The 19,147-nt window shown below is 66.0% G+C and carries 13 protein-coding genes and 2 tRNA genes; 13 read left to right on the forward strand and 2 right to left on the reverse strand.

The window, feature by feature from the left end; all coding sequences use genetic code 11:
* Positions 1-108 precede the first annotated feature (108 nt).
* From P2T60_RS05155 to P2T60_RS05165, 3 genes are read left to right on the forward strand one after another with little or no spacing between them, the layout of a single operon-like run.
* The gene (locus P2T60_RS05155) at positions 109-1,665 is read left to right on the forward strand and encodes an ABC transporter ATP-binding protein (protein WP_276281486.1); all 1,557 of its coding nucleotides are present in this window, start codon (positions 109-111) and stop codon (positions 1,663-1,665) included.
* Positions 1,662-2,915 carry an ABC transporter permease gene (locus P2T60_RS05160; RefSeq protein ID WP_276281487.1) on the forward strand — a complete coding sequence of 418 codons (1,254 nt, stop codon included), beginning with the start codon at positions 1,662-1,664 and terminating at the stop codon, positions 2,913-2,915. The genes P2T60_RS05155 and P2T60_RS05160 overlap by 4 nt, the downstream gene beginning before the upstream one ends.
* Positions 2,912-3,967, forward strand: coding sequence for an ABC transporter permease (locus P2T60_RS05165; RefSeq protein ID WP_276281488.1), 1,056 nt, complete (start codon positions 2,912-2,914; stop codon positions 3,965-3,967). The genes P2T60_RS05160 and P2T60_RS05165 overlap by 4 nt, the downstream gene beginning before the upstream one ends.
* A gap of 449 nt (positions 3,968-4,416) precedes the next feature.
* Here P2T60_RS05165 and P2T60_RS05170 read toward each other — a convergent pair whose 3' ends face one another.
* A complete protein-coding gene (locus P2T60_RS05170; RefSeq protein WP_276281489.1) occupies positions 4,417-4,917 on the reverse strand; it encodes a DUF7549 family protein in 501 nt (166 codons plus the stop codon).
* Between the two features lie 564 nt (positions 4,918-5,481).
* Between P2T60_RS05170 and P2T60_RS05175 the strand changes: the two genes are divergently transcribed.
* From P2T60_RS05175 to P2T60_RS05205, 7 genes are all read left to right on the forward strand, one after another.
* Complete coding sequence (locus tag P2T60_RS05175; protein WP_276282176.1) at positions 5,482-7,164, forward strand: type II/IV secretion system ATPase subunit; 1,683 nt, start codon at positions 5,482-5,484, stop codon at positions 7,162-7,164.
* A complete protein-coding gene (locus tag P2T60_RS05180; protein WP_276281490.1) occupies positions 7,164-9,380 on the forward strand; it encodes a type II secretion system F family protein in 2,217 nt (738 codons plus the stop codon). The genes P2T60_RS05175 and P2T60_RS05180 overlap by 1 nt, the downstream gene beginning before the upstream one ends.
* Before the next feature lie 532 nt (positions 9,381-9,912).
* A complete protein-coding gene (locus P2T60_RS05185) occupies positions 9,913-10,641 on the forward strand; it encodes a class I SAM-dependent methyltransferase (protein ID WP_276281491.1) in 729 nt (242 codons plus the stop codon).
* 40 nt (positions 10,642-10,681) lie between these two features.
* Positions 10,682-10,752: transfer RNA gene (locus tag P2T60_RS05190), tRNA-Gly, on the forward strand.
* Between the two features lie 320 nt (positions 10,753-11,072).
* The gene (locus P2T60_RS05195; RefSeq protein ID WP_276281492.1) at positions 11,073-14,390 is read left to right on the forward strand and encodes a PAS domain S-box protein; all 3,318 of its coding nucleotides are present in this window, start codon (positions 11,073-11,075) and stop codon (positions 14,388-14,390) included.
* A gap of 142 nt (positions 14,391-14,532) precedes the next feature.
* On the forward strand, positions 14,533-14,850 hold the full coding sequence (locus P2T60_RS05200; RefSeq protein ID WP_276281493.1) for a DdfA family disk-determining factor: 318 nt from the start codon (positions 14,533-14,535) through the stop codon (positions 14,848-14,850).
* A 101-nt stretch (positions 14,851-14,951) separates the two neighbouring features.
* Positions 14,952-15,098: a DUF7576 family protein gene (locus P2T60_RS05205; RefSeq protein WP_276281494.1), complete on the forward strand. Its 147-nt coding sequence runs from the start codon at positions 14,952-14,954 to the stop codon at positions 15,096-15,098.
* Positions 15,099-15,204: 106 nt separating this feature from the next.
* On the opposite strand, the gene P2T60_RS05210 is transcribed toward P2T60_RS05205, so the two are convergent.
* The gene (locus P2T60_RS05210; protein WP_276281495.1) at positions 15,205-17,604 is read right to left on the reverse strand and encodes a DUF2298 domain-containing protein; all 2,400 of its coding nucleotides are present in this window, start codon (positions 17,602-17,604) and stop codon (positions 15,205-15,207) included.
* A gap of 179 nt (positions 17,605-17,783) precedes the next feature.
* On the opposite strand from P2T60_RS05210, the gene P2T60_RS05215 reads away from it, so the two are divergent.
* The 3 genes from P2T60_RS05215 (at position 17,784) to P2T60_RS05225 (ending at position 19,063) form a co-directional block, all read left to right on the forward strand.
* Positions 17,784-17,858 (forward strand) — tRNA-Met (locus P2T60_RS05215).
* 184 nt (positions 17,859-18,042) lie between these two features.
* On the forward strand, positions 18,043-18,735 hold the full coding sequence (locus tag P2T60_RS05220; RefSeq protein WP_276281496.1) for a type 1 glutamine amidotransferase domain-containing protein: 693 nt from the start codon (positions 18,043-18,045) through the stop codon (positions 18,733-18,735).
* A gap of 49 nt (positions 18,736-18,784) precedes the next feature.
* Positions 18,785-19,063 carry a hypothetical protein gene (locus tag P2T60_RS05225; RefSeq protein WP_276281497.1) on the forward strand — a complete coding sequence of 93 codons (279 nt, stop codon included), beginning with the start codon at positions 18,785-18,787 and terminating at the stop codon, positions 19,061-19,063.
* Positions 19,064-19,147 lie beyond the last annotated feature (84 nt).

Here is a 19,147-nt window from a genome sequence, read left to right on the forward strand (position 1 = left end):
GGGAACTCGGGAAACGGCGATTTCGACAAGCAACACACGTATCCTGCCTGAAGGCTCTTCGGGAAATCCACGCATCTTAAGCGGACCGGTCGTGAACAACGACCAAAGATGAGCGTAGCCGTCCACCTACAGGGGATAACCAAGCGGTTCCCCGGCGTCGTCGCCAACGACGAGGTCGACCTCGAAGTCGAGGAGGGGAGCGTCCACGCCCTTCTCGGCGAGAACGGGGCGGGCAAGACGACGCTGATGAACGTGCTGTACGGTCTCTACCAACCGGAGGGTGGAACCGTCAACCTGCACGGGGAACCGCGCGAATTCGACACGCCACGAGACGCTATCGACGCGGGAATCGGGATGATTCATCAACACTTCATGCTGGTGGACACGATGACGACGGCTGAGAACATCGTCCTCGGCCACGAACCGCGGAAGTGGGGCGGTCTGGCCATGGACCGCGCGCAGGCAGAACGCGACGTTCGGGAACTCAGCGAACGCTACGGTTTCGATGTGGACCCGACCGCCCGCGTCGAGGACGTGAGCGTCGGGGTCCAACAGCGCGTCGAGATTCTGAAAGCACTCTACGGCGGGGCCGACGTGCTAATTCTGGACGAACCCACCGCGGTCCTCACGCCCCAAGAAGTAGAGGACCTCTTCGAGGTGTTCGACGAACTGGCGGCCGAGAACAAGACGATTATCTTCATCACGCACAAGTTGGGCGAGGCGATGGAGGCCGCCGACGACATCACGGTTCTCCGGGACGGCAAGAACGTCGGGACGGTGGACGCCGACGCGACGACCCGCGAGGAACTCGCCGAACTGATGGTGGGCCGGGAGGTCCTGCTCGAAGCCGAGAAAGACCACGTGGAACCGGGCGACGTGGGCCTGTCGGTGGCGAACCTTCGAGTCACCGACGACCGGGGCGTCGAACAGGTCAGCGGCGTGGACATCACCGCCCGCGAGGGCGAGGTGTTCGGCATCGCTGGCGTGGACGGCAACGGTCAGTCGGAACTCGTGGAGGCCATCACGGGTCTCGACACGCCCGAGGAGGGAACGGTCTCGTTCCACGGGCGGGACGTGACCGACCTCTCGCGGCGCGAGCGCATCGACACCGGGATGGCCTACGTCCCCGAAGACCGCCAAGAGCGAGGATTAGTGATGGAGTTCGACCTCGTGGAGAACGGACTCCTCGGCAGTCAGCACACCTCGCCGTTCTCCGACCGGGGTCGCATCGACTGGGAGTACACCCGCGACCACGCCGAGGACATCATAGAGGAGTACGACGTGCGCCCGCCGAACGCCGACGCCGAGGCCGAGTCGCTGTCGGGGGGCAACCAGCAGAAGTTCGTGGTCGGCCGGGAGTTCGCCCGCGACCCGGACGTGGTGGTCGCCTCCCACCCGACCCGCGGGGTGGACGTGGGGAGCATCGAGTTCATCCACGAGCGAATCTTGGACCTCCGGCGGGAGGGCAAGACGATTCTGCTGGTCTCCTCGAAGTTGGACGAGGTCCAGCAACTCTCGGACCGACTCGGCGTGATGTACGAGGGCGAAATCGTGGACGTGGTGGACCCCGACCGGGTGACCGAGGAGGAACTCGGCCTGCTGATGGCTGGCCAGACCCCCGAGGACGCGCCGAGCATCGCCGACGCCGTGGGGGGTGAGCGATGAGCGACGAGGGCGGCGACTCGTGGCAGGAACGTGCCGACCGCGCGCTCGCGCGACTCGTGGACGCCTCGGCGTTCGAGCGCATCCTCATCAGTCTCGCGGCGCTCGCGATGTCGGTGGTCGTCGGTGCAGTCGTCATCCTCGTCTCGGGATGGGTGGCGACCTGCGAGTCGCCCGTCTTCTCGGTGGCCGGAATCGGGTCGTTCTGCTACGACCCGATAGACGTGTACGTCACGCTGTTCAAGGGCGCGATTTGGCCGTCGTACAACGTCGCAATCACGCTCAAGGAGACCACGCTGTTGCTGTTCACGGGCCTGTCAGTCGCCGTCGCGTTCCGCGCGGGCCTGTTCAACATCGGGACGCAGGGTCAACTCGTCCTCGGTGCCCTCGGCACTGCGATGGCGGTTCTGTGGGTCGCGCCGGTCGTCCCCGCAGGTGCGGTCGGCGCGCTGATTCTGATTACGGTGGGTCTGCTCGCGGGCGCGTTCGTCGGCGGCGTCTGGGGCGCGATTCCGGGCGCGCTAAAAGCCTACGCCGATGCCAACGAGGTCATCACGACCATCATGCTCAACTTCGTCGCGTCGGGCATCGCGTTCACGCTGGTCTCGGAGGTGTTCAAAGACCCCGAGAGCCAGACCGTCCAGACCCGAGCGATTCCCGGATTCGCGCAACTCCGTCCCGTGTTCTTCGACAGCACGGTGTTCTCGATGCTCGCGCTTGTCGGTGCGCTCGTTCTCGCGGCCGGTATCTACTGGATGCTCAACGGGACTTCGTTCGGCTACGACCTCCGGACCAGCGGGGTCCAACCGGAGGCCGCCGAGTACGGCGGCGTCGAATCGAAGAAGACGATGGTGTCGAGCATGGCGCTGTCGGGTGCGCTCGGGGGTCTGGGCGGCGCAGTGTACGTCCTGATGGTCGCCTCGCGGTGGCGGACCGGCATCCCCTCGCTCGGGTTCGACGGCATCACCGTCTCCATCCTCGCGGGGAACAACCCACTTGGGGTGATTCCGGCGGCGTTGCTGTTCGGGGCGCTGAAGACCGGCAGTCTGGCAATCGAGTTCCAGCTTTCGGTCCCCAAGCAGTTGGTCGGCGTCCTGCGTGGTCTCATTATCCTGTTCATCGCCATGCCGGAGTTCTTCCGGATGGTCGGGGCGCGCTTCCGGTTCGGCGACGAGCGTCCGACGGTTGCGACCGACGGCGGCGAGACGACAGACGGAAGTGCTGGCGGCGACCAAGGGGGTGACGACAGATGAGCTACGCCGACCGCTCGCGCAAGCGCCGCTTGCTCGCCGGTGGCACCGCTCTCGTCGCCGTCGCGCTGGCGGCGGTGGAGTTGTTCTTCCCGGAGAGTCCGGTGTCCGAAATCGTCCGCATCGTGGACGCCAACTACGTCAAGTCGGTGCTACGGCTCGCGGTCCCAATCACGTTCGCGGCGCTCGGGGGCATCTTCGCCGACAAGAGCGGCGTCATCAACATCGGTCTCGAAGGCCTGCTCATCATCTCGGCGTTCACCTCCATCGCGGTGGCCGGGACGATAAGCGGCGGGAGTCCGACCCAGCTTCAGCTCTGGGTGGGCTTTCTCGCGGCGGTACTTTCGAGCGTCCTGTTCGCGCTCCTGTTCGCGGTCATCTGCATCGAGTTCAAGGCCGACCAAGTTATCGCAGGGCTGGCGGTGTGGCTCATCGCCCTCGGTCTCGCGCCGTTCGCCAGCAAGGTCATCTGGGGACAGGTCAACAGTCCGCCAGTCGCCACGCTCAGCGACTGGACGCTCGGCGTCCCGTTCACGGACATCTCGCTGTTCACGGCGAACCCGCCGGTCGTGATGATGCTCGTGGCGGTTCCGCTGGCGTGGTACGTCCTGAACCGGACCGCCTTCGGCCGGTGGATAGAGGCCAGCGGCGAGAACCCGAAGGCGCTCGACACGGTGGGCGTGGACGTGCGGAAGGTCCGCTACTCGGGCGTCCTGCTGTCGGGGTTCTTCTCGGGCATCGGCGGCGCTGGTCTGGCGCTCGGGCGCGTCGGGCAGTTCATCGGTGGCGGCGCGACGATGGTCAACGGCCGGGGCTGGATTGGCATCACCGCGTTCCTGTTCGGCAACTACAACCCGCTCGGGGCGTTCGGCGCGTCGTTCCTCTTTGCCAGTCTGGACGCACTTCAGATTCGCCTCCAGCAACTGGGCTACTCCATCCCGAGCGAACTCATCGGTATCATCCCCTACGTGACGGTCATCGTCGTGCTGGCGTTCGTCGGTCACACTCGGTCGCCCTCCGCGGCGGGCGAACACTACGAGTCGGGCGAGGAGTAGGCGCGACGGTTCGAGTTGGGGGTTCGTTTTTCCGGTCGGGTTTTTCGGTCGAGTGCGGCGTGGCTCTTCGCCCGTCGTGTCGGTGTCGCTCGGGGGTTCTCGCCTCGCGGCCGCGCGTCGGCACGGACACGACCCGGCGTGCGAGGCCGACGGCTCTCCCCGGCGCGCGCTGGCGTCGTCGGCGCTCCGCGCCGACTGCTCGGGGAACGCGGGTCGCCCCCGCCGCGACTTCATGCCGTGCCACCGTCGCGCGAGGGATGACCGAACGACTGGAAGGAGTGAGGGAGTCGGTTGGGGAGGCGTGTGGCCCGCGCGGTGCGGTCCTGATTGGCGCAAGCCTGTCCCCCGCTTGCCCGTCGGTTTCCGGTTCTCTCCCACTTCGCCCGACGACTCTCGTCACGTTCCTCGTCGTCTCCCACTTCGCCCGATAAGTTACCCCCTCGCCGTCCTCAGTCCCGGTCGGCGACCAACAGCGTCCCGCCGAACAGGTAGAGCAACACCACGCCGACGGGAATCGGCAGACCGGGGAAGCCGCGGGTCCAGAGCAACCACGTCGCGGCGGTGAGGACGACACCGGCGAGCGCCAGCAACGCGCCCATGACCCGCACCGCGTCGATGGTCGCCTCGACGCGCTCCTCGTAGCGGTAGAGCAGGACGCTCAGCACTACGGCCGCGCCGACCACGGCCGCGCCGACCGACCACGCGGCGTACGCCGTCGCAATCGAGTGGCCCCCTTGATACGCCATCGCGCCGACCGGCGTCGAGACCGCCAGCCCCTCCGAGATGGAGATGCCCGAGACGTACCGGACCTGAAAGAACGGGAAGCGAACGAACAGGACGCTCCCGACGCCCGAGAGCGTCGAGTAGGTGACGTTCCACGGGAGGAGCGCCGAGAGCCACGCCGACACGACGGCCAACTCGCCCGCGTACTCGGACCGAACCCAGACCATGCGAGGGACACGGAAAGCCGGGGAGTAAAAGCTACCGGGACGACGGGAAGACGTGTTTGCGTATTCGCTTCGGCATTGTTTTTATTTCTTTTGTATTTCTACGTGTTGTCTAGTGGTCAGTCGGTCGAGGTCGGAACCCCGAGAACCACCGACAACCGTGAACGCGGAGAGGGTGAGCGAAACTGACAGCCCCGAACGCGGAGAGCGCTAGCTTCAGGCTTGAACCGATGAGGACCGCCACCGCCCCGCACCGCGACCGCGGACCACACGCCTCCCCAACCGACTGCGTTGCTCCCCCCGGTGCGCTACTCGTCCCTCGCGCGAATTGGCGCGGCATGAAGCCGCGCCAGCGTGCGCCGACGTAGAAAGCGACCACGCCATCGCGCCGACGTGGAAAACTCGTCCGAGAGTGCCGACGCCAAAGACCCACCGACGGACACGTCGAAGCGGGTCGATTCCGTCCGCCCGCGTCCCCTGTCCGGTAATTTAAGTACCCCCGACGAGATGTGGCGCGTGAACCGTCGCGGTCGGGTCGCCGACCCGACCGCTCGCCCCCGACCCATCATGTCCGAGTCACCCCTGTCCGAGTGGACCGACGACGTGCGAATCCGCATCCGGGAGTTCCAGCAGACGCTCCGCCGGACCGCCGAGGTGCTTCGCGGGTCCGCCATCGACGCCGAGGAGTACGAACCAGCCGAACACGGCCCGCTGGTGTCGTTCTCCGGACTCCCCGACTACGAGGAAGTGGACCGCTACTGGGTCAACGCCCCCTTCGCGTTCGTCTCGGTCAACTACGACGACGTGGAGAACGAGTACCTCTATCAGGTCGTCGAACCCGAGTTAGACGACCTCGAAACCGAACTGTTGGACCGCCTGTTCGCCGACATCCGCGACTCGCTCATCCACCGCCGGGACGCGGGTATCGCCGACGGCGAGGACAGTGAAACCGAGGGCGGCGCGAGCGAGGACCCCGAAACCGTCCTGAAGGAGGAACTCCGGGAACTCCTCTCGATGTACGGCGTCGAAGTGGACGAGGCGAGTTTCTACCGCCTGTTCTACTACCTCTTCCGGACGTTCCGCGGGTTCGGAAAACTCGACCCGCTCATGCACGACCCCCACATCGAGGACATCTCCTGCGACGGCTACGACCTGCCGCTTTTCGTCTACCACGACGAGTACACCGACATCGAGACCAACGTCGTCTACGCCCAACAGGAACTCGACAACCTCGTCGTCCGCCTCGCCCAGCAGTCGGGCCGCCACGTCAGCATCGGCGACCCCGTGGTCGAGACCACCCTCCCCGACGGCTCTCGGGCCGAACTCGCCCTCGGCGAGGAGGTCACACCCCGCGGGTCGGCGTTCACCATCCGGAAGTACGCCGACGAACCGTTCACCCCTATCGACCTCGTGAACTACGGCACCTTCTCGCTCGACCAGATGGCGTACCTCTGGCTCGCCATCGAGTCGAATAAGTCGCTCATCTTCGCGGGGGGCACGGCGTCGGGTAAGACCACCTCGATGAACGCCATCTCGATGTTCATCCCGCCGCGCTCGAAGGTCCTGACCATCGAGGACACCCGCGAACTCGCCCTGTATCACGACAACTGGCTGTCGTCGGTCACGCGCGAGCGCAGGGGCGAGGGCGCGGACATCACGATGTACGACCTGCTTCGCTCCGCGCTCCGACACCGCCCCGAGTACATCGTGGTCGGCGAAGTCCGCGGCGAGGAGGCGATGACCCTCTTTCAGGCGATGAACACGGGCCACACCACCTACTCCACGATGCACGCCGATTCGGTACAGACCGTCATCAACCGCCTCGAAAACGAACCCATCAACGTCCCGCGGGCGATGATTCAGAGTCTCGACATCCTCTCGGTCCAGACGCTGACCTACGTCGGCGACGAGCGCGTCCGCCGGAACCGCGTGCTGGCCGAAATCGAGGGCATCGACCAGCGGACCGGCGACTTGGACTACTCGACCACCTTCTCGTGGAACGCCGACGAGGACACCTTCCGGCGCAACGACAGCAACGTCTTAGACGAGATTCAAAACGAGAAGGGGTGGTCGCGGGGAGAACTCCTCGGAGAGTTGCGCGACCGCAAGCGCGTCCTCCAGTACCTCCGCGAGCAGGGCGTCACCGACTACCGGCGGTTCACCGCGATGATAAACGAGTACTACTCCCACCCCGAACGCGTGCTGGACACCATCGAGTTGGACGCCGAAGTTTCGACCGGGTTCGACTGATGTTCGGCTTTCTGCCCCTTCTGGCGGTCCTCGCGCTGGCGGTTCCGGTCGCGCTCGCTCCCGTCTCCCGGGAGGCCGACCGCTTCGTCACCCGGACCGCGCTGACCGCCTTCGGCGGGTGGGTCTCCGACCACGGCAGACGACGCGACGAGCGAAAGCGCCTCCTACAGGCGGTCCACGTCGGCCAGACCTACCGGATGTTCGCGGCCAAGACCCTGCTGTACGCCGGACTCGCCGCCGTGGTCGGGAGCGTCCTCGGGGTCTATCTCGTCGCGGGCGTGCTGGCGATTCTGCGCATCTCGCCCGAAGCGATGCGCGCAGTCCTGCCGACCCAACTTCACTTCCTCGCGGGACTGCTGGTCTTTCCGGACCTCTCGGCCGGGCAGTTGTTCGCCATCCTGCTGACCAGCAGTGGGACGCTCGGCGTGGCGTCCGGAGGTCTGACCTACTGGATTCGGTGGGAGAACCTCTCGTATCGGGCCAACGCCCGCGAGCGCAAGATAGACGAGAGCATCTCTCGGACCGTCGCGTTCGTCTACGCCCTCTCGCGGAGCGGGATGGCGTTCCCCGAAATCATGCGGACGCTGGCCCGAAATCGGTCGGTGTACGGCGAAGCGGCCGAGGAAATCGCGGTCGTGGTCAAAGCGATGGACTACGCGGGTCTGGACATGCTGTCGGCCATCGAGCGACTCGCCGACCGGACGCCCAGCGAGAAGTTCGGCGAGTTCGCCGACAACCTCGCCAGCGTCCTCCAGAGCGGCCAGAGCATCTCGTCGTACCTCGAAGGCCAGTACGAGCGCTATCAGGAGGACGCCGAGGCCCAACAGGAGGCGTTTCTGGAACTGCTCGGCACGCTCGCGGAGGGGTACGTCTCGGTGTTCGTGGTCGCGCCGTTGCTGTTCATCACCATCCTCGTCATCATGGGGCTGATGGCGCTCGGGGACACCCTGCCACTGCTCCGGATGCTGACGTACTTCGCCATCCCGCTGGCGAACGTCGGGTTCGTGGTCTACCTCGACAGCATCACCGAGTCGCTCCGGGCGACCCGACAGGACCGGGACATCGACCTCGCGTCGGTGGCGCTGGCGGGCGTCCGGCGCACCGACGACTCCGCGTCCGAGCGTGTAGGCGTCGAGCGCCCGGACGCGGACGCAGGCAGGGGCGCGCTCTCGGGTGCGGACGCGCGGGACGCGGACGCGAGCGCGACGGGTGCGCACGGAGCGCAGTCGGACGGCGGCGTCGGCGGGTCCGCCGACGCCGCCGACGCTGGCGGGGAGACGGGTGCGGTGAACTTCGAACGACTCGACGCCTTCGAGAACGTCCGGTGGGTGAGCGAGACGCTGGCCGACCCGGTGGGGACCCTGCGGGACAACCCGGTCGCGGTGCTGTACGCGACGGTTCCGCTCGGCCTGCTGTCGGTCCTCGTCCGGTCGTGGCCGCACCTCGTCTCGGGGTCGCTCTCGCTCCGGGTCGTGGACGACTTCGTGGTGCAGGCGGCGCTGTTCGTCGTGGGCACCTTCGCGGTGGTCCAAGAACTCCACCGGCGGCGCATCGCGGCCATCGAAGCGGCGGTGCCGGACTTTCTGGACAGACTCGCCAGCGTCAACGAGGCGGGGATGTCGGTCGTCGAGAGTTTCGAGCGCGTGGCCCGGAGCGAACTCGGGGCGCTCGACGACGAGGTGCGGAAGCTCTGGGCCGACATCCAGTGGGGCGTGGACGCCGAAACCGCGCTCTACCGGTTCGAGGACCGCCTCGACACGCCTACCATCACCCGGACGGTGACGCTCATCGCCAACGCGATGGCCGCCAGCGGCGACATCGCGCGCGTCCTCCGCATCGCGGCCGACGACGCCCAAGACACTCGCAGACTGAAGCGCAAGCGTCGACAGGAGATGCTGACCTACGTCGTCATCATCTACCTCTCGTTCGTGGTGTTCCTCGTCATCGTCGGCGCGCTCAACAGCATCCTCATCCCGAACCTCCCCACGGACGGGGCCGCGTCGGGCGGCGGGTCCCCGGTCGGCGGCGGCCCGCTCTCGGGGATTTCGAGCGTGGACACCGAGGCGTACACGCTCCTGTTTTTCCACTCGTCGCTGGTGCAGGCGGTGTTCTCGGGCCTGCTCGCCGGGCAGATGGGTGAGGGGAGCGTCAAGAACGGCGCGAAGCACGCGACGGTGCTGTTGACCGTCGCCTACGGCGTGTTCCTGTTCCTCTGAGCGGTCGGCGGGGGTCGGACTCGCTCGGACATTGTTCTCCGCTGTTTCGGACTTTCTTAGGATTTCTTTACGTGTCTATTTCTTTCTTAGAGAACGATTTTTATTATTCGGCTCTCCACGTCGGCGCGCTCGGGCGCGCCCCGCGAGTGGCCGCGCCCATCCGCGCGAGGTCGTCGGGAACGAAGTGACCGAAGCCCTCGAAAATCGAAGATTTTTGGGATGTAGCGAATCAGTGATTCGCAACAGCTCGTCGGAACTCGCTTCCGACGGTGGATGACCGAATGACTGGACGGAGTGAGGGAGTCGGCTGGGGAGGCGTGTGGTCCGCGGTCGCGGTGCGGGGCGGTGGCGGTCCTCATCGGCTCAAGACTGAAGTCAGCCCCTTGCTCGTCCTTTCGGTTGCAGTGAAGTATAGTTGCGGTCTGACAGGAGTCCGCAGTAGTCAGCGTCCTGCGTTCTCGGTCCCGAAGCGACCCCTCTCCCCCGCGACGAACCCGGTGGCGTTTTCACCCACCGCCACCCACGAAAACCCATGAACGAGGCGGACGCGAACCGCCGCGACGACGCCGAGACCGCACGAGACGACGTGCGGGCGACCTACGACTACATCGCCGACCACTTCGCCCAGACCCGCGAGTACGCGTGGCCGGAAGTCGAGGAGTTCGTCTCCCGCGGTGACTCCGCTTCGGTCGCGCTGGACCTCGGATGTGGCAACGGCCGCCACGCCGAACTGCTCGCCGAGCGCGCCGACCGGGTGGTCGCCGCGGACGTGAGCCGCGGGTTGCTCGAAAACGCCCGTGAGCGCGCCTCGGACAGGGGTTTCGACGCCGACCTCGTGCAGGCCGACGCCGCGCGATTGCCCTTGCGGGACGCGACGGTCGGACTGGCGGTGTACGTCGCCACGCTCCACCACCTGCCGACTCGTGCCGCCCGCGTCGGGAGTCTGGACGAACTCGCCCGCGTCCTCGCGCCCGAGGGTCGCGCGCTCGTGAGTGCGTGGAGTACGGCCGCCGACCGATTCGACGGCGACGAGAGCGAGACCGAAAGCGCCTCGGAGAGTCGAGCGGACGAGACCCGCGAGACGGGTTTCGATACGACCGTGGAGTGGACCCTACCGGGCGGCGAAACCGTAGACCGGTTCTACCACATCTACTCGCCCGCGGAGTTCGAGTCGGACGTGGCCGAGAGCGCGCTGGAGATGGTGGACTTCGAGGTGTCGAGCGGGAACTGCTACGGCGTGGTCCGCGCGACGAAACAGTAAGGCCCTTAATGCCGGGCGGCCAACTGGGAAATGTAGTCGCGCGCCGATGGTCTAGTGGTAGGACCTGAGCCTTCCAAGCTCATGGCCCGGGTTCAAATCCCGGTCGGCGCACTTCTTCCGGAACTGTGTGGCGAGTGACTGCCGACTCGTACTTCCTCGACCGACTGCGAGTAACCACGACGAGCAGAACGGCGACCGGTACGGCGAGTCGGTGCAAGTCGCCTTCGAGAACTAGACGTGAAGACCGGTCAGGACTGACCGACTGACCGCCGGACGGAATTCGCCGAACGCCCGACAGGGTGGGCCGTGCGGTTTTTCTGTTCGACCCGCCTATTCGTAGACGTACCTGCTTCCTCATCGGAACCAACGTACAGTTACGCTAACATAGCCAACAGCTCAGAGATGAACGTGCCTCGCTCCCCGACGAAACGATGACCGGCCCGGTTCGCGTTCTCTACGTCGCTCCGAACGCATCGACGGGCGAAGCCCTCGAATCAGAGTTCGCCGACGACCGACCCGCAGTCGAACTCTCGTACGTCACGAGCGTCGAACGGGCGCTGGTCACGCTCGAAATCGAGCGAGTCGGCCACGTCGTTCTCGACGCCGAGACTGGGACCGAGACCCGTCGCGGTCCTGAGAGCGCCATCCGTCGCGCACACCCCGACGTGCGAGTCGATGTGGTGTCGGAGGCCGACGCCGAAATCGCGTCCGAGGCGACCGGCGGTCAGTTGCGTCGGCCCGGACCCGAACGGGTTCGGGTCCTCGCGCGACGAATCGAGTCGCTCGTCGCGTCCGAAACGGTCACGGACGGCGGCGTCGAAGGCGACCACTTCCGGGCGCTCGCGGAGGGACTCTCCGACGCCATCCTCGTCATCGACACCGATAGCGTCGTCCGGTTCGCCAACGCCGCCGTCGAAGAGACGTTCGGTTACTCGCCGGACGAACTCGTCGGCGAACCGCTGACGAAGCTCATGGCCCCGGACCTCGCCGAGCGACACCGCGAGGGAATCGAGCGCTACCTCGAAGACGGCGAGCGTCACGTCGATTGGGACTACCTCGAACTGCCCGGTCAGCGACGGGACGGGACCGAAGTGATGCTCGGCGTCTCGTTCAGCGAGTTCACCTCGGGCGGCGACCTGCGGTTCACCGGCATCGTCCGGGACATCACCGAGCGCAAGCGACGCGAGTCGGAACTCCGCGACCGGATTCGCCAGCAGGAAGCCCTCGCGACGTTCTCCCAGCGCGCGCTCCGGGACGACCCGCTCGACGACCTGATGGACGAGGCGGTCGAACTCGTCGCCGACACCCTCGACCACGAGTACTGTAAGGTCCTCGAACTCAGGCCCGAGTCCGACGACCTACTGCTCCGGTCGGGCGTCGGGTGGCGAGAGGGAGCCGTCGGGTCCGCCACCGTCGGCACCGAGCGCGACTCGCAGGCGGGGTACACGCTCCTCTCGTCGGAACCGGTCGTCGTCACGGACCTCGACTCGGAAACGCGGTTCTCCGGCCCGGACCTGCTCACCTCCCACGACGTGAACAGCGGCATCTCCACGATAATCGGGTCGCCCGAGAACCCGTGGGGAATTTTGGGCACGCACGACACCGACGAACGGTCGTACGCCGAGTACGACGTGCAGTTCGTCCAGAGCATCGCCCACATCCTCACGACGGTCGTCCAGCGGCGCGAACGCGAGCGAGGACTCGAACGCTCCGAAGCGATGCTCGATGCGGTCAGCGACGGGGTGTACGCCCTCGACGCCGATTCGCGGTTCGTCGCGGTCAACGACGCGTACGTCGAACTCACCGGTTACGACCGCGCGGACCTGCTCGGCGAACACGCCTCGACGGTCGTCGGCCCGGACCTCTACGAGGACGCGAAGTGGATACAGACCGCGCTCGAAGGCGACGAGGACGTGGTGACGATGGAAGCGACGATGCCGACTGCGGACGGCGACTCGGTTCCTGTCGAGGCCCGAGTCGCGCCGCTTCGCCTCGGCGACGTGATGGGTCGGGTCGGGGTCGTCCGCGACGTGTCCGACCGCAAGCGCCGCGAGGAGAAACTCGCCTCGCTCAACGAGATGCTCCAGTCGCTGGCCGACGCCGAGTCCCACACCAGCATCTGTGACCTCGGCGTCGATGCCGCAGTCGAGACGCTCGGGTTCCCGAACGCGGCGGTGGCGCTGTACGACACCGAGGGGAACAGTCTGGTCTCGACGGTCCGGCGGTGGTCCGGCGGGGACATTGACGACGTGCTTCTGAGCGGTCACGGGGACGACGTGGCGTGGCGGACCTTCGTAGAGAGCGAGTCGAAGGCGTTCGACGACCTCGGGACCGAGTTGGACGCCGACACCGAGATGAAGAGCGCGCTCGTGGTTCCGCTCGGTAAACACGGCGTGTTCGTCGCCGCGGCACCCGAACGGGGCGCGTTCGACGCCACCGACCGGTCGCTCGCGGACATGCTGTGTTCGAACGTCAGGTCGGCGCTCGACCGGGCCGAGCGCGAATCGGAACTCCGGAACCAGCGCAACGACTTGCGGGAGAAAAACAGGGAACTCGAACGAGTCAACCGACTCAACAGCGTCATTCGGGAAATCACCAAGGCGCTGACCGAGGCGTCGTCTCAAGAGGACGTGATGCAGGCGATGTGCAATCGGTTGACCGAGGCGGGACCCTATCGGTTCGCGTGGTTCGGCACCTACGACAGAGTTACCGACGAGATTCATCCCGAAGCGTGGGCCGGTTCCGGGGAGGGGTATCTAGAGGACATCGAGGTCAGCGCCGACGCCGAGAGTTCCCACGGCCGCGGACCTGCTGGTCGGGCGGTCCGGACGGGGGAGTTGCAGGTCCAAAACGACTTGCTCGGCGACCCGCCCTTCGAACCGTGGCGTGAACAGGCGTTGAAGCGCGGCTATCGAGCGAGCGTCTCGGTTCCTGTCCGCTACGGCGGGACGCTCTGGGGCGTCCTCAACCTCTACGCGAGCGAGTCGGGAGTCTTCGACGCGATGGAGCGGACGGTGCTGTCGGAACTCGGAGAGACCATCGGCTACGCGCTGAACGCCCTCGAACAGCGGGAAGCGCTCGTGAGCGAGCGGTCGATAGAACTCGACTTCCGAATCCACGGGACGGGGAGTCCGGTCCTCGAGTTCGTAGACCGGACCGGCGCGGAGTTCGAGTTCGAGACCGCGGTCCAGCGCCGCGACGGCAGACTTCACGCCTTCTTCACTATCCGGAACGCACCGCCCGAAGAGACTCTCCAGTACGTCGAAGATGTCTCGTGGATAGAGGACGTACACCTCGTGACCGAGCGCGACGGCGAGTATCTCTACGAGTGTGCGCTGGCCGACCAGTCGTTCCTCCGGTCGCTGATGGACCGCGGCGCGATGCCCCGGACGCTGACCGCCAGCGAGGAGGAAGGCCGGTTCGTGATTCGCCTCCCGCAGAGCGCCGACGTGCGGGCGTTCGTGGACCTCTTCGAGAACTACTACGACGACGTGGAACTGGTCGCGCGCCGGGAACGCGACGAACCGGTGATGACCCGGCAGGACTTCGAGTCCGAACTCGCCGAGCGACTCACCGAGCGACAGGCCGAAGTCCTCCGGATGGCGTACTTCAGCGGTTTCTTCGACTGGCCCCGCGGAAGCACGGCCGAGGAGATAGCCCAAGCACTCGACGTGTCCCAACCGACGGTGAGTCGCCACATCCGCGGTGCCGAACGGGTGCTGTTCGGCCTGTTGTTCGAGGAATCGTGAGCGCCGTCGAGACCCGGCCCAAGCGCGAGTCACGCGCCGAATTTAGATGTATAACCCACCGGGGTCGCGGCAGGGTATACATCTATCGTTAATTCCTATCCCGGTTGCACGCTATACAATTCGATACAGAATGAGCCAAAGTGTGAGTGGGGATACCTTCGAGAAGCGTTCGACCAGTCAGCGCGTCATCACCGCCGTCGCCGAAGCGACCGATAGCGACCCGACCGAGGTGGGACCGCTCTACCACGTCATCGACCCCGACGCGCTGGACCGTCTGTTCTCGCCGACCAGAGGGAGCGGCCGGAATGGGGGCCACGTAGAGTTCACCTTCGGTGGGTGCGACGTGGTTGTGTCCGGGAACGGCGACGTGGAAGTGACCGAACGCGGCGTTGCGGCCGAACTCGCCGACGAGAACGACAGCGCCCACCGTCTCGGAACCGACCTCGACGAAACCGCGTGAGCGACGACGACCGTCCGAAACCGAACCACGGAGATTAGATGCAACGTAGTTGTGACCCGATACGAAACGCGACTAACGGCCGACCGAGTGACGCCGACGCAATGACCGAGACGTGTATCCGCTGTGGGGACGCCATCCCGTCCGACGAGTGGCATCCGGTCGCTACCGTCCGCGACGAAGACGGCGAAGTCGAGATATACGACTTCTGCTCCGAAGCGTGCCGAACCGCGTGGCAGAGCGACGACTAACTATATCTATGTCTAACGTGTTTCTACAGTTCTTACATAATTGAAATTGTTTTTATACGTCTCGCTCCGGAGCGTGGAGTGGAACAACCGCCGAGCGTCGGCCGGTTCAGAGCTTCGACTGGTGGACGCGGTAGACGACCACGCCGTCCTCGCGGAACGCCACTTCGACGCCCGGATACTGCGAGAACCGGAGGTCCTCGTCGTCGTATCGTTCGCGCGCCTGCGGTCCGACGTAGACGTACTCCACGTCGTAGCGCCGGAGACGTTCGGCGCGGTCGGCCCACGACCCGGTGTAGACGACATCGACTTCTTCGGCCCGCGCTTCGGCGGTGTCGTGGCCCCGGTAGATGCCCTCGTGGTACACCCACCCGACGACGGTCGGCAGTCCGGTCAGCGACGAGGCCGGACTGCTCCACGCGTACACGTCGTGGCCCGGCGGGGAGACGATGTGGGGTTGGCCCTCCCTGTCGTCCAACCACGCGATGGCCGCCGCCTCGTCTGGGTGGTAGTCCTCCACGAACGCCTTCCCGTCTAACGTCGGGTCGTCGGTCCGGTGTTGGTCGGCGGTGAAGTGCCCGCCGAGCGCCATCGCGCCGTAGAGTCCGGTCGAGACCACGAGGACCGCGGCGAATCCGACCATGACCTCCGAGCGGTCGATGCCCACGCCCGGAAGCGTCCACTCCGACGGTCCCGAGGGCGCGACCGACGACGCCAGCGCGGTCCCCGCGGCGGTGGCCCAGAGGACCCACACCTGCATGTACACCTTGAACACCGTGTTGAACCGCCCGGTAGCCGCGCTGTCCTGCACGTAGACGAACTCGACCAGCGTGACGAGTCCGGCCCCCGCGACCAACAGTACCGTCTCGTAGCCGACGCCTTCGGCGTCGGTGCCGTCGGCGACGGTCCCGCCGTCGCCGACCGTTCGGAGCAGTAGCCACCCGACCACCAGCAGGGGGACGACCAGCGCCACTACCGGGTAGTTCAGCAACCATGCGAACCCGGCCAGCGCCGCGGCCAACACGCCGAATCGGGCGGGGTCCACGTCGAACGCGGCGCGCGCCCGCGGCCAGAGGTAGGCCGCGAACACCGCCAAGAAGGTGCCGTGGACCAGCAAGAGACCCACCGCGCTGGCGGGGTCGGGCAGGACCGCGATGCTCCGGTTGCCCGCCGAGCGCAGGAGGATGCCGAAGACGAACGGCGCGGCCCACGCGATTGCGACGACGGCGACGACGCCAGTCGCGGCGAACGCGCCAGCGATTCGGCGGGTCTCCCCGCGAAGGCTGAGTCCGGCCAAATCTGCGGCCGCGCCCCCACCGTTCGCGCCCCTTCCGTCCGCAACCGTCTCGGCCGACGAGTCGGCCGAGACGCCGGGGAACAGCGCCATCGGGTCGCCCGGCGAGAACAGGACCGCCAACCACACCACGCCGAGACCTGTCGGGAAACTCCAGACGTTGACGAGTCCGATGAAGCCGACCACGACCGGAAGGACGCCGAACGCGAGGACGCGCCGCCGTCGGACCGCGCCGGGACCCGACCGGTAGTAGGAGTACCCGAGCGCGGCGACCAGAAGCAGGAACGGCGTGCTGACCATGTGGGCGTGAAGGTCGCCGTTGAGGAACGAGAACAGCGGGAACTCGTTGATGGTTTCGGGAATCACCCGACTCGGACCCCAGTAGCCAAAGGAGTCGAGTCCCCTCGTCACGAGTTCGCCCGACGACGATTCGGCGATTGGCTTGGCCACCCAGTCGGCGACACCCTGCGCCGTCGAGTCGGGCAGGAGCCAGATTACCCCCGTGACCGCGATGACGAGGTTGGCCGCGAACCCGACGAAGAAGGCCCCGAGCGTTCCCGCGGTCCGGCGCGAGGTCCCGCGCGCGTCGGCCATCGCGCCCGCGAGTCCGTAGGCCGCGGTGACGAGCGCGGCGTAAAACCCCGAGAGCGCCAGATTGTACGCGAACTGGGCTTCGGTGCCCGTGAGGTGGGCGAGGAGTCCGGCCGCGAGGTGGCCGCCGTAGTAGTAGAGAACGTGGTCGCCTGCCCACCACATGTCGCCCGGAGGCAGGGCGTCGGCCCGCAGGAGCGACTTCAGGATGCCGAAGTCGAGGAACTTCTCACCGCCGCCGGGGTAGATGCCGGGGTCCACCGACCGGACCGCGACGAGGAACGCGAACGCGACGGCGAATACTATCATTGTTTCCGCGTACGCGCGCGCGAGAAGCAAATTCTCGGACCGAGCGTCTCCGTCTCGTCCGAGCGAGCGGTCGGTCCACAGAACGAGACCGGACAGTCCGGCGAGGGCCGCGACACCGACGACTGCGGTCCACCGACCGAACGCGACGTGGCCGACCCAGTAGCCGACGGTGGTCACGACGACTAGCGCGACGGGGAGGGCGAAGGCCGCGCCCCGGTCGGGAAAGCGGGGAAACAACCGGGCCGCCAGCGGCAGTGCGACGAACGCGAGCGCCTGAAACACGGCGAACCAGAGCAGGACGAGCGCGTACTCCATTCGGTATGTAGGCGTGCGACCGAGCGATAAACCTCTTGGGGTTCACCCCCTCCTAATCGCCTCTTCGAGGGGTGACCGTGGTCGAACCCCGTGGCGGACGCGACCGATTGCATCGAGAAAAATTCGCATACGGAAGTCGAATCACAATCCTTATCCGTGGGACGGCACTACGAATTGGTAGCGGGATGGGATAGCCAGGAGATTCCGGCGGGCTCATAACCCGCAGACCGGTAGTTCAAATCTACCTCCCGCTACTTCTTCCGAACCAACGTTCGAGTGCTGGTGTCTCTTCCGAACAGCGACCCCGCTCGCAGACCGTTTCTCGGTGGCCGTAATTACAACTATTTTTGTCTACAGAGAGCTTCGACCCCCGACGCGCACCGATGGGCCGGGGTCGGGGCCGCGTATTTAATGAACGTCGCGGAGTAACGTGTTACGATGACATCCGTACTGTTCGTAGTCAGCGAGGAGGGGTACTGGGGAGAAGAGTGCGTGGACCCGTTAGAGACGCTCTCGGACACGGACGCCAGCGTAGACGTTGCCACGCCCAGCGGGAACAAACCCGTCGTGGATGACCGGTCCATCGACCCCGAGACCGTCGGCGAGGAGACCGCGGAGTGGGTCAAGGAGGTCCACGCCAACGACCAGCGACTCCAGAGCCCGAAACCGATTGCCGAGACCGACGCCGACGTGTACGACGCCGTGGTGTTCCCCGGCGGTCACGGCACCGAGTGGGACGTGAATCAGGACAGACACGCCCGCGCCTTGCTTCGGGAGATGGTCGAAGGCGGCGACCAGAAGGCGCTGGTCGTCTGTCACGCGGTCGGTCTGTTGGCGTTCACGCGGGACAGTAACGGGGGCTTTCTCGTGGACGGCCGCGACGTGACGGGCTTTCCCAACGAGTGGGAGGAGAACATCGTGGACGACCACGACCTGATGCCCGACGGCCGGAAACTGCCCTACTGGGTCGAAGACGAGGTGAAAGCCGCGGGTGGCAACTGGGACGCTGAACTCGACGCCGACGCCAGCGTCACCGTGGACGGCGACCTCATCACCGGCCGAGGTCCGGAGTCGTCCCACGAGAGCGTGATGGCGCTCATCGAAGCGCTCGGCGTCGCATCGCCCGCGTAGACCGAAAGCACACTTTTATCACGGTCTCCCCACCGATAGACGAAGAGAGATGGCGCTAGACACCCGCGGCGTTCTCGCAATCATCACCGGTCTGTTGATGACCGTGGCGCTTATCGCCGCTCGGTCGGAGGAACGACTGCTCGGAACGTGGATAATGGCGTTCTCGTTCGCCGTCGCTTCCCTGTGGTCGATTATGAGCATCTTCTGGGCGCAGTCGAATCCGAGCGCACTGACGCCGAAACTCTGGATAACGATGGCGTCGATGGCGGCGGCCGCAACCGTCTACTTCGGCTACATGGGCCTCCACGGCGAAGGTCTCGGCGAGTGACCTGACAAGCACGACTTATCGACCCAATCGCGGGACGTAATCACCCCGAGATACGGCCCGTCACTTTATTTAACGGCTCGTTAC

It is taken from the genome of Halorussus caseinilyticus (assembly GCF_029338395.1).
GTDB lineage: Archaea > Halobacteriota > Halobacteria > Halobacteriales > Haladaptataceae > Halorussus > Halorussus caseinilyticus.